Origin of the sequence: Streptomyces sp. NPDC007157, assembly GCF_040634235.1 — a bacterium.
GTDB lineage: Bacteria > Actinomycetota > Actinomycetes > Streptomycetales > Streptomycetaceae > Streptomyces.
In genome coordinates, this window is record NZ_JBEYFE010000004.1 from 438,720 (window position 1) to 461,057 (window position 22,338).

Annotated in this window: 24 protein-coding genes; 10 read left to right on the forward strand and 14 right to left on the reverse strand. The window is 72.8% G+C overall.

Annotation, left to right across the window (positions count from 1 at the left end):
- Complete coding sequence (locus tag ABZ642_RS09885) at nt 1–681, forward strand: helix-turn-helix domain-containing protein (protein ID WP_360479946.1); 681 nt, start codon at nt 1–3, stop codon at nt 679–681.
- Here the strand turns inward: ABZ642_RS09885 and ABZ642_RS09890 are convergent.
- Nucleotides 656–979: a hypothetical protein gene (locus tag ABZ642_RS09890; protein WP_360479949.1), complete on the reverse strand. Its 324-nt coding sequence runs from the start codon at nt 977–979 to the stop codon at nt 656–658. The two genes, ABZ642_RS09885 and ABZ642_RS09890, sit on opposite strands and share 26 nt — an antisense overlap.
- A gap of 39 nt (nt 980–1,018) precedes the next feature.
- Here ABZ642_RS09890 and ABZ642_RS09895 point away from each other — a divergent pair, with 39 nt between their 5' ends.
- The 3 genes from ABZ642_RS09895 to ABZ642_RS09905 all read left to right on the forward strand — a co-directional run bounded on the left by ABZ642_RS09895 (nt 1,019) and on the right by ABZ642_RS09905 (nt 4,844).
- Nucleotides 1,019–2,065 (forward strand): LacI family DNA-binding transcriptional regulator, encoded by a 1,047-nt coding sequence (locus ABZ642_RS09895; RefSeq protein ID WP_360479952.1) that lies wholly within the window; start codon nt 1,019–1,021, stop codon nt 2,063–2,065.
- 121 nt (nt 2,066–2,186) lie between these two features.
- Nucleotides 2,187–3,623, forward strand: a complete 1,437-nt coding sequence (locus tag ABZ642_RS09900) for an aldehyde dehydrogenase family protein (RefSeq protein WP_360479955.1) — start codon at nt 2,187–2,189, stop codon at nt 3,621–3,623.
- 300 nt (nt 3,624–3,923) lie between these two features.
- Nucleotides 3,924–4,844, forward strand: coding sequence for an aldo/keto reductase (locus ABZ642_RS09905; protein ID WP_360479958.1), 921 nt, complete (start codon nt 3,924–3,926; stop codon nt 4,842–4,844).
- Between the two features lie 82 nt (nt 4,845–4,926).
- Here ABZ642_RS09905 and trxA read toward each other — a convergent pair whose 3' ends face one another.
- A complete protein-coding gene (trxA, locus tag ABZ642_RS09910; protein WP_360479961.1) occupies nt 4,927–5,307 on the reverse strand; it encodes a thioredoxin in 381 nt (126 codons plus the stop codon).
- Nucleotides 5,308–5,440: 133 nt separating this feature from the next.
- Between trxA and ABZ642_RS09915 the strand changes: the two genes are divergently transcribed.
- Nucleotides 5,441–6,868 carry an NAD(P)/FAD-dependent oxidoreductase gene (locus ABZ642_RS09915; RefSeq protein ID WP_360479964.1) on the forward strand — a complete coding sequence of 476 codons (1,428 nt, stop codon included), beginning with the start codon at nt 5,441–5,443 and terminating at the stop codon, nt 6,866–6,868.
- A 130-nt stretch (nt 6,869–6,998) separates the two neighbouring features.
- Here the strand turns inward: ABZ642_RS09915 and ABZ642_RS09920 are convergent, their stop codons facing one another.
- On the reverse strand, nt 6,999–7,643 hold the full coding sequence (locus tag ABZ642_RS09920) for a peptide deformylase (protein WP_360479967.1): 645 nt from the start codon (nt 7,641–7,643) through the stop codon (nt 6,999–7,001).
- 124 nt (nt 7,644–7,767) lie between these two features.
- Between ABZ642_RS09920 and ABZ642_RS09925 the strand changes: the two genes are divergently transcribed.
- The 3 genes from ABZ642_RS09925 to ABZ642_RS09935 all read left to right on the forward strand — a co-directional run bounded on the left by ABZ642_RS09925 (nt 7,768) and on the right by ABZ642_RS09935 (nt 10,640).
- Nucleotides 7,768–9,216, forward strand: a complete 1,449-nt coding sequence (locus ABZ642_RS09925; protein WP_360479970.1) for a PepSY domain-containing protein — start codon at nt 7,768–7,770, stop codon at nt 9,214–9,216.
- Between the two features lie 81 nt (nt 9,217–9,297).
- Nucleotides 9,298–9,714, forward strand: a complete 417-nt coding sequence (locus ABZ642_RS09930) for a BlaI/MecI/CopY family transcriptional regulator (RefSeq protein WP_360479973.1) — start codon at nt 9,298–9,300, stop codon at nt 9,712–9,714.
- 5 nt (nt 9,715–9,719) lie between these two features.
- Nucleotides 9,720–10,640 (forward strand): M56 family metallopeptidase, encoded by a 921-nt coding sequence (locus tag ABZ642_RS09935; RefSeq protein WP_360479976.1) that lies wholly within the window; start codon nt 9,720–9,722, stop codon nt 10,638–10,640.
- Between the two features lie 58 nt (nt 10,641–10,698).
- Here ABZ642_RS09935 and ABZ642_RS09940 read toward each other — a convergent pair whose 3' ends face one another.
- Nucleotides 10,699–11,046 carry a tetratricopeptide repeat protein gene (locus ABZ642_RS09940; RefSeq protein WP_360479979.1) on the reverse strand — a complete coding sequence of 116 codons (348 nt, stop codon included), beginning with the start codon at nt 11,044–11,046 and terminating at the stop codon, nt 10,699–10,701.
- 213 nt (nt 11,047–11,259) lie between these two features.
- Here ABZ642_RS09940 and ABZ642_RS09945 point away from each other — a divergent pair, with 213 nt between their 5' ends.
- A complete protein-coding gene (locus ABZ642_RS09945) occupies nt 11,260–12,108 on the forward strand; it encodes a chitosanase (RefSeq protein WP_360479982.1) in 849 nt (282 codons plus the stop codon).
- Nucleotides 12,109–12,176: 68 nt separating this feature from the next.
- Here ABZ642_RS09945 and ABZ642_RS09950 read toward each other — a convergent pair whose 3' ends face one another.
- Genes ABZ642_RS09950 through ABZ642_RS09960 form a run of 3 tightly spaced genes read right to left on the reverse strand, consistent with a single transcriptional unit; the run spans nt 12,177 to nt 14,156 of the window.
- The gene (locus ABZ642_RS09950; RefSeq protein ID WP_360479985.1) at nt 12,177–12,983 is read right to left on the reverse strand and encodes an SAM-dependent methyltransferase; all 807 of its coding nucleotides are present in this window, start codon (nt 12,981–12,983) and stop codon (nt 12,177–12,179) included.
- Nucleotides 12,984–13,023: 40 nt separating this feature from the next.
- On the reverse strand, nt 13,024–13,284 hold the full coding sequence (locus ABZ642_RS09955) for a DUF397 domain-containing protein (RefSeq protein ID WP_351742891.1): 261 nt from the start codon (nt 13,282–13,284) through the stop codon (nt 13,024–13,026).
- Nucleotides 13,281–14,156, reverse strand: coding sequence for a helix-turn-helix transcriptional regulator (locus ABZ642_RS09960; RefSeq protein WP_360479988.1), 876 nt, complete (start codon nt 14,154–14,156; stop codon nt 13,281–13,283). Before ABZ642_RS09960 ends, ABZ642_RS09955 begins: the two co-directional genes overlap by 4 nt.
- A 235-nt stretch (nt 14,157–14,391) precedes the next feature.
- Between ABZ642_RS09960 and ABZ642_RS09965 the strand changes: the two genes are divergently transcribed.
- Nucleotides 14,392–14,832, forward strand: coding sequence for an ATP-binding protein (locus ABZ642_RS09965; RefSeq protein WP_360479991.1), 441 nt, complete (start codon nt 14,392–14,394; stop codon nt 14,830–14,832).
- A gap of 211 nt (nt 14,833–15,043) precedes the next feature.
- Here the strand turns inward: ABZ642_RS09965 and ABZ642_RS09970 are convergent, their stop codons facing one another.
- From ABZ642_RS09970 to pelF, 7 genes are read right to left on the reverse strand one after another with little or no spacing between them, the layout of a single operon-like run.
- Entirely contained in the window at nt 15,044–15,970 is a 927-nt protein-coding gene (locus ABZ642_RS09970; protein ID WP_360479994.1) for an endo alpha-1,4 polygalactosaminidase, read from the reverse strand.
- Nucleotides 15,967–16,629: a spherulation-specific family 4 protein gene (locus tag ABZ642_RS09975; protein ID WP_360480211.1), complete on the reverse strand. Its 663-nt coding sequence runs from the start codon at nt 16,627–16,629 to the stop codon at nt 15,967–15,969. Before ABZ642_RS09975 ends, ABZ642_RS09970 begins: the two co-directional genes overlap by 4 nt.
- Entirely contained in the window at nt 16,626–17,519 is an 894-nt protein-coding gene (locus tag ABZ642_RS09980; protein ID WP_360479997.1) for an NAD(P)-dependent oxidoreductase, read from the reverse strand. Before ABZ642_RS09980 ends, ABZ642_RS09975 begins: the two co-directional genes overlap by 4 nt.
- A 7-nt stretch (nt 17,520–17,526) precedes the next feature.
- Nucleotides 17,527–18,240 (reverse strand): nucleotidyltransferase family protein, encoded by a 714-nt coding sequence (locus tag ABZ642_RS09985; protein WP_360480000.1) that lies wholly within the window; start codon nt 18,238–18,240, stop codon nt 17,527–17,529.
- Nucleotides 18,241–18,283: 43 nt separating this feature from the next.
- Complete coding sequence (locus ABZ642_RS09990; protein WP_360480003.1) at nt 18,284–19,285, reverse strand: GDP-mannose 4,6-dehydratase; 1,002 nt, start codon at nt 19,283–19,285, stop codon at nt 18,284–18,286.
- A 50-nt stretch (nt 19,286–19,335) separates the two neighbouring features.
- The gene (locus ABZ642_RS09995) at nt 19,336–20,754 is read right to left on the reverse strand and encodes a hypothetical protein (RefSeq protein ID WP_360480006.1); all 1,419 of its coding nucleotides are present in this window, start codon (nt 20,752–20,754) and stop codon (nt 19,336–19,338) included.
- Nucleotides 20,751–22,268, reverse strand: coding sequence for a GT4 family glycosyltransferase PelF (pelF, locus tag ABZ642_RS10000; protein WP_360480009.1), 1,518 nt, complete (start codon nt 22,266–22,268; stop codon nt 20,751–20,753). The genes ABZ642_RS09995 and pelF overlap by 4 nt, the downstream gene beginning before the upstream one ends.
- Nucleotides 22,269–22,338 lie beyond the last annotated feature (70 nt).

Sequence of the window (22,338 nt, forward strand, 5' to 3'; positions counted from 1 at the left end):
ATGCTTTACGCTGTCTTCATGTCCAGCGTCCTGCCGCCCTTCCCGCAGCCCCAGGAGCCCTTCGAAACACCCCAATTGCTCGACGTGGGGCCGGCCCCCGAAGAGCCGTGCCTGCGCGCGGACGCGGCCCGCAACCGCGCCCGGCTGCTGGAGGCCGCCGCCCGGCTGATCGCCGAGCATGGTGTGGCCGGCGTCACCATGGAGGCGGTGGCCGCGGCGGCCGAGGTGGGCAAGGGCACGGTCTTCCGCCGCTTCGGCGACCGCACCGGACTGCTGATGGCGCTGCTCGACCACTCCTCGCGCCAGCTCCAGGCGGACTTCCTGGGCGGACCGCCGCCGCTGGGCCCCGGCGCCCCGCCGGTCGAGCGGCTGCGCGCGTTCGGTGTCGCGGTGCTGTACCGCGCGGCCGAGCAGCTCGACCTCCAGCTGGCCGCCCAGCCCGAGCCCACCCGGCGCTACGGCAATCCGCCGATGCAGGCGCTGCGCACGCACGTCACGATGCTGCTGCGGCGCATCCAGCCGGAGGCCGACTGCGAACTGCTCGCCCATACGCTGCTGGCGTACCTCGACCCGGCCCTGGTCCACCACCTGACCAGGCAGTGCGGGATGCCGATGGAGCGCTTGGAGGCCGGCTGGATCGACCTGGTCGCCCGGATCACGCGGACGGATCCGCCTCGCTGACGTCCGGCCGGCCGGCGCTGAACATCTCGGCCAGGCCCTGCGGCGCGTCGGCGTCGAACAGCAGCGCGCTGCCCGCCGCGGACTCCGCCGCGGCCGCCTCGGCGACGCCCCAGGCGGCCCACTCGCGCGGTACCCCGCCCTCGTCGAGCAGGCCCAGCAGGTTCTCGATCAGGTCCAGGTGGTGCGTTACGAACGAACGTGTTCGTTCGTGCGATGGCGTGGCGGGCGCATGACGGGCGGCGTGATGAGTGGCGTGATCAGTGGCGTGGTGGGCCCAATTCGTCCAACGCTGAACCACCTTGCCCCGCCGGTCCCCCCTCCCCGGCCTTCTGCCAAGATGCCGTACGTCATGGTGCAGATACCGAATACGCCCTCGGCAGCGTTGCCGACTCCGCGCTCGGTCCCCACGAGCGCCGATGTGGCCCGTCTGGCCGGCGTCTCCCGCGCGACCGTCTCCTACGTCCTCAACAACACCAGTGCCGTACGGATCAGCGAGCCCACCCGCCGCCGGGTCCACGAGGCCGCGAAGGAACTGGGGTACGTGCCGCACGCGGCCGCCCGCAGCCTGCGCGCCGGCCACAGCCGGATGGTCCTGATGCCCGCCCCGGCCATACCGATGGGCCCGCTCTACGGCCAGTTCATCACCGACCTCCAGTGGGCCCTCAGCCGCCTCGACTACACGGTCGTCCAGTACGGCACCGCGGGCCTGCGCGGTGACGAAGCCGCCCGCGCCTGGGCCGAGTTGAGACCGGTGGCCGTGCTGGTCCCGGGCGCCGGACTCGGCACCGAGGGCGTCGCCGTCCTCAAACGGGCCGGTGCCCGCGCCGTGGTCACCCTCGGCCCCGAGCGGGTCGACGGCGCGCACGCCCTGCTGATGGACCATGACGTCGTCGGCCGCTGTGCCGGTGCCCACCTGTACGCCCGTGGCCGGCGCCGTATCGGCGTGGTCGTCCCCGAGGAGACCGGCCTGGAGACCTACTCCCGGCCCCGCCTCGAAGGCGTCCGCCGGGCCCTGTACGGCACCGACGCCACGGTGACCGAGCTGCCGCTCGGCTACACGGAGGAGTCGGCGGCCGAACTCGCCGGACGCTGGCGGGAGTTGGGGATCGACTCGGTGTTCGCGTACAACGACGAGTACGCGATGCTGTTAATGCGCGCCCTCCAGGAAGAGGGCGTGCGTGTCCCCGAGGACACCGCCGTGGTCGGCGCCGACGACCTGATGCTCGGCCGGCTGCTGCGGCCCCGGCTCTCCACGATCCATATCGAGCTGCCCTCCGGCCGTGAGCTCGCCGAACTGGTCGACCGCGTGGTGCGCGACCCGGGTGGCGCACCGGAGACGCACGAGGTGCTGGGCGCCTCGGTGGTGCGGCGCGAGTCCAGCTGATGGGTCACCCTGGTCGGGGCGGTGCTTTTCCGGGCCTCCTGACTAGGATGTTGCGCGCTCAACAAAACGGCTCACGGGCGCCGTGGGCCGCGCAACCCCGGTGATCGATCGGAGAGCCGTCATGTCGCTGCTCGACCCGAAGACCTGGCAGGCGAGCGCCCTGTCCGGCCCGCAGTACGCCGTCACCGAGCCCGCCACCGGCGACACGCTCGGCACGGTCACCCTGGCCGCCCCCGCGGACGTCTCCCCGGCCGCCGCGGACGCCGGCGCCGCGCAGCGTGACTGGGCCCGCGCACCGCACTTCGTGCGGGCCCAAGTCCTGCGCCGGGCAGGTGACTTGTTCACGGAGCACGCCGACGAACTGCGCGAGTGGATCGTCCGCGAGTCCGGCTCCATACCGGGCAAGGCGGACTTCGAACTGCATGTCGCCGCCCAGGAGTGCTACGAGGCCGCCGCCCTCGCCTCCCGTCCGGTGGGCCAGGTGCTGCCCAGCGAGGCGCCCCGGCTGTCGTACACCCGCCGGGTCCCGGTCGGTGTGGTCGGGGTGATCGCGCCGTTCAACGCGCCGCTGATCCTGTCCATCCGCTCGGTGGCGCCCGCCCTCGCGCTGGGCAACGGGGTGGTCCTGAAGCCCGACCCGCGCACCGCCGTCTGCGGCGGGCTCTCCCTCGCCGCGGTGTTCGCCGAGGCCGGCCTGCCGGAGGGGCTGCTGCAGGTACTGCCCGGTGCGGCCGGCGTCGGTGCGGCGCTGGTCGAGGACCCGCGGACACCGGTGATCTCCTTCACCGGATCGACAGCGGCCGGCCGCGCGGTCGGCGAGGCCGCGGGCCGCCGTCTGAAGCGCGCCCATCTCGAACTCGGCGGCAACTCCGCCCTGATCGTCCTGGAGGACGCCGACCTCGACGCGGTGATCTCCACCGCCGCCTGGGGATCCTTCTTCCACCAGGGTCAGATCTGCATGACCACCGGACGGCACCTGGTCCACAGCTCCCTGGTCGAGGAGTACGTCGAACGCCTCGCCGCCAAGGCCGACTCCCTCGCCGTCGGTGACCCGCACCGCGAGCAGGTCCACCTCGGCCCGATCATCGACGACGCCCAACTCGCCAAGATCCACGGCCTGGTGGAGGCGAGCACCGCCCAGGGCGCGAAACTCGCCGCCGGTGGCACCCACGAGAACCTCTTCTACCGGCCCACCGTCATCTCGGGCGTCGACGACCGCACCCCCGCCTACGCCGAGGAGGTCTTCGGGCCGGTGGCGCCGGTGCGCGCCTTCGCCGACGCCGACGAGGCCGCCGCCCTCGCGGCCGACAGCGCCTACGGCCTCTCGCTCGGCATCGTCACCCGGGACGCGGCGCGCGGCCTGGACCTCGCCGAACGCATCCCGAGCGGCATCGTCCACATCAACGACCAGACGGTGAACGACGAGGCCGTGGCCCCCTTCGGCGGCGTCGCCGCCTCCGGCACCGGGGCACGGTTCGGCGGCGAGTCCAACCTGGAGGCGTTCACGGACGTGCGATGGACGACCGTGCGCGGGGACGTGGCCCCGTACCCCTTCTGACAAGCCGGATCGAGCGAGTCGGGTCTAGTGTGTTCTTCGCCCTGCCGTGCGTGCGTGCGACCGTCATCCGTGGGGCTGCCGCGATCCCCGCCTGATCGGCCTCGTGCCCTGCTGCTAGCATGCCGATCACAACCTGAGCCTTCCTGGTGCGGATCCCGATCCCCCAGGGAGGCTTTTCTCATGCCGCCCGCCCCGGCGCCGGCTGACCCGCTTTGACGTGCTCGCCCCGCCGAGCGGCCCGAACGCGTCGCGCCCACCCACCGGGTCCCCGTTTCCCGTCCGCAAGAGGAGATCCATGTCATGAGCCCACGCACCAACATCGCGGCACCCGCGGGTACTTGGCAACTCGGTGACCTGACCGTCAACCGCGTCGGGTTCGGGGCGATGCGCCTGACGGGTACCGCGCCCTTCGACCGCGGCGTGCCGCGGGACCGCGACCGGTCGATCGGCGTGCTCCGGCGGGCGGTCGAGCTCGGCGTGAACCACATCGACACCGCCGCGTTCTACTTCTCGGCGACGCGCTCCGCCAACGAGCTGATCAACCGGGCGCTGGCGCCGTACCCGGAGGAGTTGGTCATCGCCACCAAGGTGGGGCCGGGCCGCGATCCCTCGGGCGCGTGGTGGTGGGCTTCACCGGCCCAACTGCGCGGCCAGGTCGAGGAGAACCTGCGCCAACTCGGCCGCGATCACCTGGACGTGGTGAATCTGCGCGTACCACCGAGCGGGCGGACCGGATCGCTCGGCGAGCATTTCGGCGCGCTGGCCGAGCTGCGCGACGCCGGGCTGATCCGTCACCTGGGCATCTCCAACGTCACGTCCGGGCAGCTGACCGAGGCCCAGGCCATCGCCCCCGTCGTCTGCGTGCAGAACCCGTACGGGATCGAGGCGGCGAGCGAGGAACGGGAACTCCTGCGGCTCTGCGGTGAACTCGGCCTCGCCTTCGTCCCGTTCTTCGCGATCGCCGGTCCCGGGCGCGAGGCGGGCCCGGTCGCCGGTGACAGCGGGGCGGTGCGCGCCGTCGCCCGCGCGCACGGTGTGTCCGTCGCACAGGTCCGGCTGGCCTGGACCCTGCAGCAGGGGCCGCACGTGCTGGCGATCCCGGGGACCGGTGATCCGGACCACCTCGCGCAGAACATGGCGGCCGGCGCGCTGCGGCTGTCGGAGGAGGAGATGGCACGCCTCACGCGCTGCCGTACCGCCCCCTACGAGGCACGTTCCTAAAAGACATAGCCGCAGTTAGAGGATCTAACTGCGGCTATGTGGCGTTACTCAAGCGATGGCTTGTCACCCGGGCGCCGGGCCGTCACTCGGCCTGCGCGCTGCCCTGCTGCGCGGCGATGCTCTTGCGTACCTCGTCCATGTCCAGCTTGCGGGCCTGGCCGATGACATCCGTCAGCGCGGCCTCCGGCAGGGCGCCCGGCTGGGCGAAGACGGCGACCTGGTCGCGGACGATCATCAGGGTCGGGATCGACTGGATGTCGAAGGCCGCGGCCAGCTCCGGCTGCGCCTCGGTGTCGACCTTGGCGAAGACCAGGTCCGGGTTGTCCTGCGCGGCCTTCTCGTAGACCGGGGCGAACATACGGCACGGGCCGCACCAGGACGCCCAGAAGTCGATGAGAACGAACTCGTTCTCGGTGACCATCTGGTCGAAGTTCTCCTTGGTGAGTTCCACGGTGCTGCTCATGCGTGCTTCCCTCTTCCTGATGTGGGGGGCGCCCCGCTCCGGGACGAGCCGTCCGCACAACACGTCCGACCGGGTGGGTATTCCGGCCGCTACCCGTGTGGCCCCGGCGCACACCACCCGCGAGACTGACCCCATGACGGAAACGGAATCCATCGCTTACGACGTCGTTGTGCTCGGGGCCGGGCCCGTGGGGGAGAACGTCGCCGGCCGCACCCGTGCGGCGGGCCTCACCACCGCGGTCGTGGAGAGCGAACTCGTCGGCGGCGAATGCTCGTACTGGGCGTGCATGCCCAGCAAGGCCCTGCTGCGCCCGGTCATCGCCCAGGCCGACGCCCGCCGCCTGCCCGGCCTCGCCCAGGCGGTCCAGGGCCCGCTCGACACCCCCGCGGTCCTCGCCCGCCGCAACTACTTCACCTCGAACTGGCAGGACGACGGTCAGGTCGCCTGGCTCGACGGCATCGGCGCCGACCTCCACCGCGGCCACGGCCGCCTCGCCGGCCCCCGCACGGTGACCGTGACCGGCCCCGACGGCACCCTCACCACCCTCACCGCCCGGCACGCGGTCGCCGTCGCCACCGGCACCCGCGCGCAGCTGCCCCACCTGCCGGGACTCGCCGAGGTCAAGCCCTGGACCAGCCGTGAGGCCACCAGCGCCCAGGAGGCGCCCGGCCGGCTGATCGTCGTAGGCGGCGGTGTCGTCGCCACCGAGATGGCCACCGCCTGGCAGGCCCTCGGCTCCCGGGTCATCCTGCTGGTCCGCGGCAAGGGCCTGCTCAACCGCATGGAGCCGTTCGCCGGTGAACTCGTCGCCGAGGCACTCAAGGAGGCCGGCGTCGACGTCCGCACCGGCACCTCGGTCGAGTCGGTGACCCGCGAGAACGGCACGGTCGTGGCCGTGACCGACGCCGGTGACCGCATCGAGGCCGACGAGATCCTCTTCGCCACCGGGCGCGTCCCGCACACCGACGACATCGGCCTGGACACCGTCGGCCTGGAACCGGGTTCCTGGCTCACCGTCGACGACACCCTCCTGGTCGAGGGCACCGACTGGCTCTACGCCGTCGGGGACGTCAACCACCGTGCGCTCCTCACCCACGAGGGCAAGTACCAGGCCCGGATCGCGGGCGACACCATCGCCGCCCGCGCCTCGGACACGCCCCTACTGGACGGTCCCTGGGGCGCGCACGCGGCCACCGCCGACCACCATGCCGTACCGCAGGTCGTCTTCACCGAACCGGAGGCGGCGGCGGTCGGTCTCTCCCTCGCGGAGGCGGAGCAGGCCGGGTACCGGGTGCGCGCCGTCGACGTCGAGTTCTCCTCGGTCGCCGGGGCGGGGCTGTACGCCGACGGCTACAGGGGCCGCGCCCGGATGGTCGTGGACCTGGAGGCGGAGATCCTGCGCGGGGTCACCTTCGTGGGGCCGGGCGTGGGCGAGCTGATCCACTCGGCGACCGTCGCCGTCGCCGGGCAGGTGCCGATCAGCCGGCTGTGGCATGCGGTGCCGTCCTATCCGACGTTGAGCGAGGTGTGGCTGCGGTTGCTCGAGGCGTACCGGGGGTGAGGGTCGAAGGGGTTGGGTTCCGCCGGCGGTCGTCCTCGGGGGCGTGGGGGGCCGGTCGCGCCCGCGCGGCGGTGACCGCACAGGGATACGACCCCGCGCCCGCGAAGGCGGAAGACCGGGCGCGTACAGCTCAGGGCAATGTGAAGCCCAGCTCCGCCGCCGCCGTCGTCGGGGTCGGCTGGGTCCAGCGCTCCGCCGTCGCCTCCGTCGACGACAGCGAGCGCAGCTCCGCGCGGTCCAGGTAGAGCGTGCCGTCGAGGTGGTCGGTCTCGTGCTGGACGATCCGGGCCGGCCACCCGGTGAACACCTCGTCGACCGTGCGGCCGTGCTCGTCCTGGCCGCGCAGTCGTACCTCGGCGTGCCGGGCCACCACCGCCTGATAGCCCGGCACGCTCAGGCAGCCCTCGAAGAAGGCGGCACGGGCGCCGCCGACGGCCTCGTAGACCGGGTTGACCAGGACGCGGAACGGCTGCGGGACCCGGCCGCGGGCGACGGCGACCTCCTCGGGTACCGGCGCCGGGTCCTCGATCACCGCGATCCGCAGCGGGACGCCGACCTGGGGCGCGGCCAGGCCCACGCCCGGTGCCGCGTGCATGGTGTCGCGCAGCGCCCCGAGGAACCGGGCCAGCAGTTCGGGGCCCAGCTGGCCGTCGTACGGCTCGGTTCCGCGCCGCAGGACCGGGTCGCCGGCCGCGACGATGGGCAACGGGCCGCCCGCGGCGAGGAGTTCCTCGACCCGCTCGGCAAGAGGTGCGCGATCACTGGGAGATGCCATCGCGCCAGCATGCCATGACAGTGAATGTGACGCGGGTCACTTTACCCGTCGGGAACTCGTTCCCCGCACTCTCCGACTACTGGACCGTCACCGCTCTCGCACGAGTCCCCCGGAGAAGCCCTCGATGTCCATCGCCCCCTCGACCTCCCCCAATCCCGGCTCCGCTCGATCGGGGGGACCCCCATCGGACGAGGCCCCGAAACCCACCGCCTCGGCCGCGTCCCCGAGCCGCTGGACACCGCTGCGCCCCCTCGTCCTGCGTCTGCACTTCTACGCCGGCGTCCTGGTCGCCCCCTTCCTGCTCGTCGCCGCCACCAGCGGCCTGCTGTACGCCTGTTCCTTCCAGGCCGAGAAGCTGGTGTACGCCCATGAACTGACCGTCCCGGTGGGCAAGTCCGAGCTGCCGATCTCCGAGCAGGTCGCCGCGGCCCGCAAGGCCCACCCCGAGGGGACCGTCTCCGCGATACGGCCCGCGCCGGAGGCCGACGCGACCACCAGGGTGCTGCTGTCGGGGGTGAAGGGCGTCGGCGCGGACCACACCCTCGCCGTGTTCGTCGACCCGTACACCGGGAAGGTGCGCGGCGCGCTCGAACAGTACGGCTCGACCGGCGCGTTGCCGCTGCGCACCTGGATCGACGAACTCCACCGCGATCTGCACCTCGGCGACACCGGGCGGCTCTACAGCGAGTTCGCGGCGAGCTGGCTGTGGGTGATCGCGGGCGGCGGCCTGGTGCTGTGGTTCTCCCGGCGGCGGGCGCTGCGCAAGGTGCGGGGCACCAGCGGGCGGCGGCGCACCCTCGGACTGCACGGCAGCGTCGGCGTCTGGGCCGCCGCCGGTTTCGTCTTCCTGTCGGCGACCGGCCTGACCTGGTCCACCTACGCCGGCGCCCACATCGACGAGCTGCGCACCTCACTCGGTCAGGCCACCCCGTCCGTCTCGGCGGCCACGAGCGGCGGCGAACACGCCGGGCACGACATGGCGTCCATGACCGGCGGCGCCGCCGACCACGGGGTGGGCCTGGACAAGGTGCTGACCGCCGCCCGCGCCGAGGGCCTCGGCAACCCCGTCGAGATCGTCCCGCCCGCCGACGCGAACAGCGCCTACGTCGTCCGGCAGGTCCAGCGCAGCTGGCCCGAGAAACAGGACTCCGTCGCCGTCGACCCGGCCACCGGCGAGGTGACCGACGTCCTGCGGTTCGCGGACTATCCCGTGCTCGCCAAACTCACCCGCTGGGGCATCGACCTGCACACCGGCATCCTCTTCGGCCTCGTCAACCAGCTCGCCCTGGCGCTTCTCGCGCTCTCCCTGATCCTGCTGATCCTGTGGGGCTACCGCATGTGGTGGCAGCGCGGCCGCGGCTCCGCCTTCGGCCGGCCGATCCCGCGCGGTGCCTGGGCGGACGTCCCGCCGTACCTGCTCGTCCCGGCGATGGCGGTGATCGCGGTGGTCGGCTACTTCGTGCCCCTGCTCGGGATCCCGCTCGCCGTGTTCATCCTCGTGGACATCGCGCTCGGCGAGATCGCGCACCGCCGCGGGCGGCGGACGTACGGGGGCAGCGGCGGCGTGAAGTAGCGTGGTCAGACACGCCGACGCGGGTGTCACCACACGCCTGCGCGCGTGTCACACACGCCGACGCCGGAGGGAGACGGGACTATGGCGCGGGCCCGGCGCGGGCAGGGGGAGCTGGAGGGGCAGGTGCTGGGCGCGCTGCGCGAGGCCGGTGGTCCCGTCACCGCCGCCTGGGTGCAGGAGCGGCTCGGCGGCGACCTCGCCTACACCACCGTGGTGACCATCCTGACCCGGCTGCTCGCCAAGGACGTCGTCGCCCGGGAACGGCAGGGCCGGGCCTTCCTGTGGACGCCGACCGCCGACGTGGCCCGGCTCGCGGCCCTGCGGATGCGTCGGCTCCTCGACGGCGAACGGGACCGCGAGGCCGTCCTGGCGAGCTTCGTCACCGCGCTGCCGCCCGGCGACGAGCAGGTGCTCCGGGCGCTCCTGGAGACCGCGGGACCGGGCCGGGTGAACAGTCGGAACACCTCGCACACCGACCACGGCGGTACGGAAGACTGACCGCCATGGGGGTCTTCGTCTTCCTGCCGTTGGTCCTGCCGCTGACCGCCTGGCCGGTCGCCCGGCTGGCCGAGGGGCGGCTGCATCCGCGCACCGCGACCCGGCTGCTCACCGCGGTGGCCGTGGTGATGGCCGTGTGCAGCACGCTCTGCCTGGCCCTGCTGATGGTGGTCGGCACCGCCCAGCTCCCCGGCAACCCCCTCCCGGACGCCTGGTCCGACCCGGAGGTGCGGGCCGCCGTGCCGCAGGACGAGATCGCGGGCCGCGCCGCCATTCCCGCGCTCGGCGTGGTCGCCGGGCTGTGCGGGCGTACCCTCCACCGGCACCGCCGGATCACCCGGCTGGCGCGGCGGGCGCTGACCGGACTGCCCGGCCGGGAGGTCGCCGTTCTGCCCGACGGTGCCCCCTACGCCTACGCACTGCCCGGCCGGATCGTCGTCACCACCGCCCTCCTCGACGGCCTCGACCCCGGTGAGCGCCGGGCCCTGTTCGCCCATGAGCGCGCCCATGTAGCCGCCCGGCACCACCGCTACCTGCTGGCCGTGCACCTGGCGGCCCGTGCCAACCCCTTCCTGCGGCCCCTGCGCACCGCGGTCGCCTACACCGCCGAGCGCTGGGCGGACGAGGCGGCGGCCCGCTCGGTGGGCGACCGGCGCACGGTCGCCCGGGCCATCGGCAGGGCGGCGCTGCTGTCGCGGGGCACCCCGGCCCCCACCCTGGCCGCGCTGGCCGCCACCGGCCCGGTGCCGCGCCGGGTCGCCGCGCTCCTCGCTCCCGCCCCGTCGTCCCGCGGCTGGCCGTCGGCGTTCACCGGGGCCGGTCTCGCCGTCTGGGGCGCGGCCGCGGGCACCGTCGTGTCGGCGATGTCCTCGGCGAACTCGGCGGTCACCCTCTTCCTGATCCTGCACACGGCCACCCCTCTGTGACGGCGGCCGGACACGGCGAAGGGCCCCGGGGAGACCGGGGCCCTGGTGATCCGTTCCGCTACTCCTGCGGGAAGTCGCCCGCCAGCGCCGAGGCGAGACGCAGATGCGGCTCCGCCTCCTCGTGCCGGGCCTGCCGCTGGAGTGTGCGGCCCAGCATCAGCCGGGCGTAGTGCTCCACCGGGTCGCGCTCGACGATCTCGCGCAACTCGGCCTCGGCGCGGCCCAGTTGGGCCGAGTGGTAGTAGGCGCGCGCCAGCAGCAGCCGCGGTCCGGTCTGCTCCGGCACCTCCTCGACCAGCCCGACGAGCACCCGCGCGGCGCCCGCGTAGTCCTTGGCGTCGAAGAACAGCTGGGCGCGGTCCCAGCGTTCGGCGAGAGTTCCCTGGTCGTAGTACGTGGTGTCCACTCGTGACCTCCTTCGACGCTGTCAACGGACCAGGTTGGTTGAATATTCCACCATCTTGGTCGACCGGACCCGGTCGCCGCGCCGCGGTCCGTACCTGTTTTGTTCGACCCTACGAACTTTCTGCGTGACGGGTACACATCACCGGTGGGCTCTGATAGGAAACCTTCCTAATAGTGGATCCCAGTCCACCCCCCACCACCTTCTGGAGCCCACGTGAGGCACCCGAACAACCCCACGACGACCCCTGCCCTGACCTCCCGGCGCACCCTGCTCGCCCTGCTCGGCGCGTCCGCGGCCGGTGCCGTACTGCTGCGCCCCGCGCACGCCTCCGCCGCCTCGGCGGCCGCGAGCTGTGCGGGCCTCGACGACCCGGCGAAGAAGGAGATCGCCATGAAGCTGGTGTCGAGCGCGGAGAACTCCTCGCTCGACTGGAAGGCGCAGTACAAGTACATCGAGGACATCGGTGACGGCCGCGGCTACACCGCCGGGATCATCGGATTCTGCTCCGGCACCGGCGACATGCTCGACCTCGTGCAGCTCTACACCGACCGCAAGCCCGGCAACGTCCTCGCCAAGTACCTCCCGGCGCTGCGCCAGGTCAACGGAACCGACTCGCACTCCGGCCTCGACCCGAACTTCCCCGCGGACTGGCGCAAGGCCGCCCAGGACACCGCCTTCCAGCAGGCGCAGAACGACGAGCGCGACCGGGTGTACTTCAACCCCGCAGTGCAGCAGGGCAAGACGGACGGGCTCGGCACGCTGGGGCAGTTCGCCTACTACGACGCCATCGTCATGCACGGCGACGGCGACGACGCCACCAGCTTCCGCAACATACGCAAGCGCGCCCTCGGCAAGGCCAAGCCGCCGGCGCAGGGCGGCAACGAGGTGACGTACCTCAACGCCTTCCTCGACGCGCGCGTCTGGGCGATGAAGCAGGAGGAGGCGCACAGCGACACCACCCGGGTCGACACCGAGCAGCGGGTCTTCCTGAGCAAGGGCAACCTGTGCCTGAACACCCCGCTGGACTGGAAGGTGTACGGGGACAGCTACCACATCGGCTGACCCGTTCCCGGGGCTGTTCCGGGCTGTCGTACCGCCGTGTCACCGTGCGGTACGACAGCCCGCCCGCGCTACGGCTTGATGCCCACCCCGGTCCACAGGCTGACCTCCGCTTCGCTGGCCGTCGATTCGGAGTCCGGGCGCCAGTGGTGCGCCAGGGAGACGCCGGGGTCGAGCAGTTCGAGCCCGTCGAAGAACCGCGCCACCTCGTCGCGGGTGCGGAACCGCACCGGGGTGCCGCCGTTGTGGTAGATCTCGGCGACCTTCCCCCAGGAGTCCGGGTCGAAGTCGGGGGTGACATGGCTCAGGGCGAGCGCGCTGCCCGAGGGGAGCACGTCCAGCAGCCGGCCGACGATACCGTACGGGTCCTGGGCGTCCGTCACGAAGTGCATCAGGGCGTTGAGGGACAGCGCCACCGGCCGCTCGAGGTCCAGGATCTCGGCCAGCTCGGGGGCGTCGAGCAGCGCTTGCGGGTCGTTGACGTCGGCCTCCATGTACGTGGTGCGGCCCTCCACGGTGCTGCGCATCAGACGCTCGGCGTACTTGAGCACCAGCGGGTCGTTGTCGGCGTACACGACCCGTGCGTCGGGCACCACGGACTGGGCCACCTGGTGCAGGTTCGGCTCGGTGGGTATGCCGGTGCCGATGTCCAGCCACTGCCGGATGCCGTGCTCCCGGGCCAGGACACGGGTGGCCCGGTGCATGAAGGCGCGGTTCTCACGGGCGGCGACGAAGACACTGGGGTAGGCGGACGCCACGCTCTCGCCCGCCTGCCTGTCGACCTCGAAGTGGTCCTTGCCGCCGAGGTAGTAGTCGTACATGCGGGCGGAGTGGGGCCTGCTGGTGTCGATGTCCTGCGCCGCTTGCGAGTCGGTCATCCTGAACCTTTTGGAGGGGGTGCCTGGGGGGAGGGGGAGGTCAGCCAGTGGTCAGATGGTCGGCGAGGCCCCGCTTGACCCCGGCGACGAACGCCGTGATCTCTTCGGGGGTGTAGATCAGCGCGGGGCCGGCGGGGTCGGTCGACTGGCGCAGCGCCACCCGGCCGTCGGCGAGTTGCTTCGTCTGCACGCACTGGCCTCCGTTGGGGCCGCTCCAGGGCGACTCCCAGCCCTGCTCACCGAGGTCGGCGGCGGGCATGCCGTTGTACACGTCGTGGGCACTGCCGTCGATGATGGTCATGCGTACTCCTTGCGCATGCGGTTCAGGAGCGCCCTGCTCTGCGAGTCGGAGGTCAGCAGGGACATGCGGTTGTGCGCCTCCAGATGGGCGACGACGTCGGAGCGCTGGTCCAGGTACATCGCGCCGGAGAGGATCTCGCTGTAGACGACATCGGGAAGCTCGGGCTCCTCGAAACGGAAGTAGGTGAACGGGGCACACGCGCCGACGTGGGCACCGGCGGTGAACGGCACGACGTCGACGCTGACGTGCGGGAGCTCCGAGACCTCAAGGAGCCGTTCGATCTGCGCCCGCATCACCTGGGGGCCGCCGACCACCCGGTGCAGGACGGCCTCCTCCATGACCACCCACAGAGTGGGCGCGTCGGCCCGCTCCAGCAGGGCCTGCCGGCGCAGCCGGAGGTTCACGCGCCGGTCCAGATCCTCGTCGCGGTCGTTCGGGAAGCCGCCGCTGAGTACCGAGCGCGCGTACTCGGGGGTCTGCAGCAGTCCCGTGGCGTAGTGCGGCTCGTAGGTGCGCAGGGTCGTGGCGCCGGTCTCCAGGCTCACGTAGGCGCTGAACCAGGTGGGCAGCACATCACGGTAGGTGTGCCACCAGCCGGGCTCGTTGGCCCGCTCGGCGAAGGCGACGAACTCGGCGGTCTCCTGCCGGTCGGCGCCGTAGGTCTCAAGGAGTTTCTCCACGTAGAGAGGCTTGAGCGCCACCTCCGCCTTCTCCAGGCGGCGGATGGTCAGGGGAGCGACCCGCAGCGCCCGCGCCGCTTCCTCCAGTGACACGCCCGCGTCCTGGCGCCGTTCCTGGAGCCTGCGGCCCAGGATCATGCGCAGCACGGTGGGCGCACTGGCGCTGCTCGCGCTCGAACGGCCTTCGCTCACGCCCAACCTCCCGAGGGAACGTCACCGGTACCAGTCTGACAGCCCCTTGATGAAGCGACCACACCGACACCGGCATTCTGAAATTATCAGGGAGTCGGTTGCAGGGTGAACCCGACTGCGAGCATAGTTACTTGAGTAAATCGCGGTCACGCTCACGGGCAACGTACGTCTCCCGTGCGGACGTTGCTCAGTACTGCCTGCTTCCCGCCGCAGCCGCCTCACGGAAGGCAACCACGTGTCCCCCCACGCGACCTCCCCGCTCGACCTGTTAGACGTACTCGACCCCGACCAGGCGCACTGGATCGAGCTGCCCTCGCACCGCTCCAGCGTCAGAGTCGCCCGCCGCTCCATGAGAGAGCGCCTGGGCGCGTGGGGGATGCCCGGCGAGCTGTGCGAGGACGCGGTGCTGCTCGTGTCCGAGCTGGTCACCAACGCCATCCGCCACACATTCAGCGTCCGCATCCTCTGTGGCATGGGCATGATCACCGACGGGTGTCTGCGGCTGGAGGTGCACGACCACGACTACTCGCGGCGAGGTCTGCTCCGGCGCGAGCCGGGGCCCGACGACGAGGGCGGCCGGGGGCTGCTGCTCGTCGAGGAACTCGCCGACTCCTGGGGCGTCGACCGGTCCCGGCTCACCAGCGGCCACGCCGTGTGGGCCACACTGACGCCCTGACACAGGCGCCGGGCACCCAGGGGGGATGGGCGGGTGCCGGGTGGGTGAGTGGGGGACTCGCCCGATCCGACTCCGCGGGAAACCGCCGGAGCCGGCGCCGGCCCCGGTGCGCACGCTCGCTTCCTTGGGGGAGGGCGACCGTGCGCACCGGGGCACTTCCACATCCGCCGGCTCCGGAAGCGGCCGGCCGCGGTCCGGCTCCGGCGCGACGTCAGCAGGGCCTGCGCCACACCCCCAGTTCCAGCTTCTTCTGCATCGACGACAGGCCCAGCCGCCGGGACTCGGCGCAGAAGGCACTGGGCGGTTCCTTGTACTCGACGTGGAACACGGCCTTGCCCGCCTCGACGAACGGGGTGAGGCGGGCGCACTCGTCGTACTGGGCGCACTCCTCGTTGACCGCGAAGTCGAAGTCGGCGAGCAGCTGCGGGATCTGCGGGAGGTCGTTCTTCAGGCCCACCGACATTCCGCGCGCATGCGCGATGTCCGCGATCATGCGGTTGTAGCGGAGCTGGTCGGCGGCGGTGAGGCGGAACCCCGTGTCGTTGCCGTACCCCTCCACCAGGTCGGGCTCGACCGCGTCGAAGCCCTTGTCACGGCACATGTCGAAGCGCCGCTCCATGATCGGCCGCAGCACGGACAGCTTGCGGATGTCCAGCCAGCGCTCGCCGGCCCAGCCGTTGCTGCTGCCGAGCACCGAGCGCGGGAAATCGTCCTTGTCGGGCCGGAAGTTCTCCCAGGCGCCGACGTTGACGTAACAGATGACCTTCCGGCCGGCGGCGTGCAGCCGGGCCACGTCCGCCCGGGAGTTCTCGAAGCCGTCGATGTCGTAGACGGGCACGTCCACCGTCGGCTTGACCTCTCCGTCCAGCTGCCACTGCCAGGCCAGACCGGGCTTGGGTCTCCACCGGGCCCGGGCCGGGTCCGCCCCGGAGGAGCCCGTCGGGGTGGCGGTGGGTGAGGCCGGGTGGACGGCGGCGGACTCCGACGGCCTGGCGGTGGGTGAACCGGTCGGCGTGGTCGGGGAGTCCGCGGGCCGGGAGGGGGCCCTGGAGTGCGAGGAGGACGAGTCCCCGTGCCCGGAGCAGCCCGCCAGGAGCCCCGCCAGGACGGCCGCGGTCAGCGCGGGCCGTGCCCTCACAACTGCGCTCCCGTCAAAGCCGGAGTCAACTGCGCCCAGGGATTGGGCGGTTCGCCGGTCACCGGACCGCACACCGCCGCGCCCCGCTCGTGCGCGGTGCGTACCGCGAGCGGGACGAGGGGCCCGGGCACACCGTAGACCAGGTGGCACAGCCGCTCCGGCGGCTGCCGGGCGGCCCACGCCGGTCTGCTGAACGCCGAGACGTACGTCGACCAGTGCCCCTCGAAGGTGACGGTCAGGTCGGCGAGACGGACATAGCCAGGCGCCGGATGGACGCCCGGGTTGAGCACGACCGTCCCGGCGCCCGACTTCCGTACCGCACGCACCAGCCGGCGGCAGGCCGGCAGCGCCTCCGCGGTCGCCGTCACCCGGTCGAGAAAGCAGCCGTCGGCCGCGTACCACTCCTCGTGCCGGCGCACGTCCTCCGTGACCTCGGCCGGTCCGCGCATCCCGTAGTCGGTGTCGACGTACCCGAGGAGGAGCGCCCCCGCCGATCGCAGTGCGTCGGCCGTGGCGGCGAACGCCGGGTCGGGGCGGTCGCCGGGGCCGTTCGCCGGGTTGAGGACCACACCGTAGGTGCCCCTCGCGGCGGTGATCAGGCGGTGCCAGGCACCCGGGTCCTCGGCCGGGTGCACATACAGCGGAATCAGCAGGCTCACCGCGTACCGTCGCTCTCCCACAGCGCGGCCAGCGCCTCCTGAAGCGTGTGCGCCGGGCGCCAGCCCAGGGCCCGCTCGGCGGCGGAGATGTCGGAGCACTGCCACGACACCCGTGCCGAACGCACCGAGCCGCCCGTGCTCTCCTCGATCCGGCCGCGGAAGCCGGCCCGGGCGGCCAGCGCGCGCACCAGCTCGCGCACCGGGACGGCCCGGCCGCCGCCGATGTTGAGGACGGGCGGCGGGGGCCCGTCGGCGGTGGCCGCGAGAACCACCGCACGGGCCACGTCTCTTACGTCCACGAAGTCGCGGTACGCCGACAGGTCGCCAAGGCGCAGTACCGCCTCCGGGTCCGGACCCGCCTCGCGCAGCAGCGCGGTGATCCGGCCGGGCAGCGAGGCGGCCGGCGCCCCGGGCCCCACCGGGTTGCCCACCCGCAGCACCACCGCCTCCAGGCCGGACGCGGTCACCGCGACCGTGCCCGCCAGCTTGGTCGCGCCGTACGGCGCCGTCGGGCTGGTCGGCGCCGACTCGGTGACCGGGGCGTCCGGGGCGCCGGGGCCGTACTCGGCGGCCGAGCCCAGGTGCACCAGACGGGCCGCCGGGGCCGCGTCGCGCAGCGCGGCACAGAGCACCGCCGGGCCGCGGGCGTTGACCTCGGCGAGCCCCACCGCGTCGCCGCCGGTCGCGCCCGCACAGTTGACCACGGTGTCGGGCGCGACGGCCGCCAGGGTCTCGGCCAGCTGCTCCGGGCGGACGGCGGCGAGGTCGACGTGGTGGTCCGCGCCGGCCGAGCGGCCGCCGCCGAGGACCTGCGCGCCGGGTACGGCCCGCAGCCCCGCGACGACATGGGTGCCCAGATAGCCGGAGTGGCCCAGGACGAGAATGCGCATGACGAGCTCAGGCTCCCTTGAGCAGAAGCGACTTGCGGGTGGTGAACTCGGCGTTGGCCCGGTCGTAGTCGTCCGGGCGGCCGATGTCCAGCCAGTACCCGTCGAACTCGTAGGCGTGCGGGGGAGTTTCGGCCTTGAGCAGATCCAGCACCAACTCGTCGAAGCCGAGCGGGAGTCCGGGTGTGTAGTCGTCCAGCGTCGCACGGGACAGCCCGTACACGCCCATGGAGACGCGGTAGTCCATGCTCGGCTTCTCGGTGAACGCGACGACCTTGCAGTCGTCGGTGGTCAGCACCCCGAAGTCGATGTGCACCTGGCGGGAGTAGGTGGCGATGGTCAGCGGGGCACCGGAGTCTCTGTGCCGGTCCAGGACGTCGGCGTAGTCGAGGTCGGTGAGGACGTCGCCGTTCATGACCAGGAACGTCTCGGGCAGCCGGTCACGCAGGTTGAGCAGCGGGCCCATGGTGCCCAGCGGGCTCTCCTCGGTGGCGTAGTCGACGGTCAGGCCCCACTGGGAGCCGTCGCCGACATAGGCGCGGATGATCTCGCCGAGGTGGCCGATGGCCAGGGTGACGCCGGTGAAGCCGGCGGTGGAGAGCTGGCGCAGCACGATCTCCAGGATCGCGTGCTGGTCGCCGATCGGGACGAGCGGCTTGGGCAGCGCGGTCGTGTAGGGCCGCAGCCGGACGCCCTTGCCTCCGGCCAGGATCACTGCGTGCATGGGGCTCCTCCTTCGTGTACGTGCGCAGACGTGCCGGACGAGGTCAGACGTTGTAGATGCCGGTCTTGTACCGGGCGAGGTTGGCCGGGTCGCGGAAGAACTCCACGGTCTGGCCGAGGCCCTCCTCCAGGGAGTGGCCGGGACGCCAGCCGGTGGCCGCGGTGAGCCGGCTCGCGTCGGCGACCAGCCGCATCACCTCGGAGTTGGCCGGCCGGATCCGGGCCTCGTCCTCGCGGACGTCGACGGCGGTGTCCGTCACCTTGCCGATCAGCGCGACCAGGTCGCCGATCGAGATCTCCCCGCCGGTACCGGCGTTGAAGGTACGGCCCACCACCTGCTCGGCCGGCGCGATGCCGACCGTCAGGAACGCCCGGGCGGTGTCCTTGACGAACATGAAGTCCCGGGTGGGACGCAGGTCGCCCAGGGTGATGGTGCGCTCCCCGGCCGCCAGCTGGCCGATCACCGTGGGGATCACCGCGCGCATCGACTGGCGCGGCCCGAAGGTGTTGAACGGGCGCAGCGTCACCACCGGGGTGTCGAAACTGGCGTGGTAGCTGTCGGCGAGCCGGTCCCCGCCGGCCTTCGAAGCGGCGTACGGGGACTGGGTGTTGATCGGATGGTCCTCGGTGATCGGCACGGTCCGCGCGGTGCCGTAGGTCTCACTGGTCGAGGTGTGCACCAGCCGGGGCGTGCCGAGCGCGCGGACCGCCTCCAGCACGTTGAGCGTGCCGGTGACGTTGGTGTCCACGTAGCTGTGCGGGGCCTGGTAGGAGTACGGGATCGCGATCAGCGCGGCCAGGTGGTAGGCGGTGTCGGCGCCTTCCAGGAGGCCGCGGACGGATCCGGGATCCCGGACGTCGCCGAGGACGATCTCCACCTGGTCCAGGACGTCGGGGGAGAGGGTCTCCAGCCACCCGTAGGAGGAGAAGGAGTTGTACTGGGCCATCGCCCGTACCCGGTGCCCGGAGGCGACCAGCGCCTCGGTGAGGTGCGAGCCGATGAAACCCTCGGCCCCGGTGACGGCGGCGAGCGGTGCGGAGGTCAACTGTCGTTTCCTTCCGGTCGGTTGTGCACGTGGTTCCTGCGGGGTGTGACTCATCCGTGCGGGGCGGGGCGGCCGAGCAGCAGCAGCGCGCCGGCCGCGAGACAGAGCGCGGCGGCGCCGCAGCACAGCGGCAGGGCGAGACCGGCCCCGGGGAGGTGGAACAGGGAGAACGCGCCGGCGACGGTGGCGGCGGTCAGACAGAGCGCGGCCGACGGCCAGGCCGCGCCGAACGCCTGGAGCAGCAACGCGGTCCACAGGGTGGCCGCGAGCAGCAGCAGGGCGGCCGGAGCGGCGCCCGTGAGCAGGGCGGCAGGCAGCAGCGGCGCCAGGTAGAGGAGCAGACAGAGGGCGAGGATGCCCGCGGAACGCAGCAGGAAGGCGGCGGGGGTCGTGGTGGCGCGCAACGCAGCGACCGACAGCCCCCGGTAGCGGTACAGCAGCCACTCCGCGGGCCCCATGCTCACGGTGAGCACGATCACCGCGTACGGCCCCTCGCGCCCCTCGAGGAGCACCAGTACCCCGGCGGCCAGCCCGAACAGGCCGTACGGCAGGGACCACAGCACCTTGGGCCGGTGGCCGCCGGCGACGGCCGGGACCGAGAGGGTCCGCCACAGGACCCACCCGGTGACCGCGAGCGTCGCGGCGAGCGCCAGCAGTGGCAGCCCGGCCCGCAGCGCACGGCCCGGCTCCCACCAGGGCAGCACGGCCGCACCCGCGACCAGCGGACCGAGCGCGGCCAGCAGCAGCCGTTCCCGGGCCAGCACCAGCAGCACGCCCGCCGCCGCCAGGTACAGCGACTGGGCCGCGGCGGCCGCCACGACCCGGCCGCCCCCGGAGACCAGGGCGGCGGCACCCGTGGCCAGCACCGCCCCGGCCGGTGCGCCGATGAGGAGGGTACGGCCCGCCTCGTGCCGTCCGGTCGTCATCCGCAGATGGGCGCGGTGGCCGAGGGCCTGCCCCCACGCCCAGGAGACCAGCCCCGCCACGATCAGCGCGGGCGCGTGCCCGGCCGCGTTCCACAGCGGCGCGGTCAGCAGATACGCCAGTCCGGGCAGCGCGAACAGCACGCCCCGCAGCAGACAGCGCACGGTGTCCGGGCGCCACGGGTCGGCCGCCGGCGCGGGTTCCGGGAACGTCCTGGGCACCCGTTCGTAGAGCGCCGAGGCGAGCGAGAACAGGTTCGGGTGGCCGTACCGCTCGTTGATCAGGGCGGCGGACAGGCCCTCCGACTCCAGCAGCGCGGCCACTTCGTAGGGGTGGACGGCGGGACCTGTCCGGTCGGCGAGTTCGGCGGCGAGTTCGCTGACCGCGTCCTCGTCCGGGCCGCGCCATGGCAGCCGTACGGTCAGCGTGGTGTCGTCGAGGGCCCAGCGCGGCCGGCGACGGGGCGCCGGCCGGGGCTCGGCCAGCCGCAGGGCCAGCGTGTCCTGTTCGGAGCCGCCGGGTTCGAGGGACATCGGCCCGCTCACAGGGCCACGCTCCGGGTGACGGACGCCGTGGGCAGCTCGGCCGCGGCGGCCGGCTCGGCCGCCGACCGCCGTGCGCGGCCGGGCAGTTCGAGGTAGATGGCGCGGAAGGTGTCGATGGTCTGCCGGAGCGTGAACTGCTCGATCACCCGCAGCCGGGCCGCCTCGCCCATCGCCCGGCGGCGCGCCGGATCGCCCAGCAGCTCGAGGGCGGCCGCGGCCATCGCCGCCGGATCGCGGGGCGCGACGACCAGCCCGGTGTCGCCGACGGCCTCCCGGACCCCGCCGACGTCCGTGGAGACGGTGGCCCGCCCGCAGGACATGGCCTCGATCAGCGTGAACGGGAAGCCCTCGCTGATGCTGGAGAGCATCACCACGTTCCCGGCCGCGTACGCGTCCTTGATGTCGTCGACGCGGCCCTCGAAGGTCACGGCGTCCCCGTGCCCCAACTCGGCGGCCAGCGCCGCGCAGCGCTCCCGGTAGGCCTCGCCGCCCCGGGGCGTCCCGCCGAACAACCGCAGCCGGGCCTCGGGGACCTGGGCCCGGACCAGGGCGAAGGCCCGGATCAGCGTCTCCAGGTCCTTGATGGGGTCGACGCGGCCCGCCCAGCTGAGGGTGGGCGCCTCCGGTTCCGGTCCGGCCGCCGGGAACGCGGCCGGGTCCACGCCGTTGTAGACGGTACGGATGGCCTCCGGATCGGCGCCGCCCTCCTCCTCCCAGAGCCGGTTGTAGCGGTTGCCCGGGGTGATCAGGGCCGCCTTGCGGTAGGACTCGCGGGCCAGCAGCCGGAAGAACCCGAGGACGACCGCCTTCACCGGCCAGCGGTAGGGCGCGGTCCGATAGCCGAGGTAGCGCTCCCGCAGGTAGACGCCGTGCTCGGTGAGCAGCAGCGGGACCCCGTGCCGTTCCTGGGCGGCCAGCCCCGGCAGCGCGGCGACGCCACCGCTCACCGCGTGCGCGACCCCGCTCTCGGGCAGCGGAGCGGTCAACGGGCGCAGGGCGTGTTCCAGGAGGGCGGTCGCGGTGAGCGCGTCGTGCAGGGTGGGCCGGGCCTCGCGCACGGCCAGCCCCGGCCGGTTCCACAGCGAGGTCAGCACGGTGATCGCGGTGTCGGCGCGCAGGAACGGGCTGAGCGTGCCGTCCGCCGCGGCCCGGGCCAGGGCGTACAGGGCGGACGGGAAGCCCTCCTCCTCCCGGGGGTCGAGCAGCGCGGTGAGGAACCGGGCGTAGGCGTCGGCGAGTTGGCGGCGGGCCCGGCCCCGGGGCGGGCGGCCCGGTGGCGGGTCGCCCCACATCGGCACGGACCACACGTTCGACACGTGTGCGGGCAGGTCCCAGACGAGGGGTTCGCGTCCGGTGCCGGTGACGGCGACGATGTCGAACTCGAAGTCGGGCATGCCCTGAACCAGTTGGTCGCACCAGACGCTGACGCCACCGTGACTGTGCGGGTAGGTGCCTTCGGTGAGCAGGGTGACGCGCGTAGTGCCGGTGCCTGGCGCGCCGTAGGGAAGGGGCATCGGTGTGCTCCACGGCCGAGGTGTGGGGTGGTCGTGCCGGTCCCGGCCGCCGCGCGGGCGGCCGGGACCG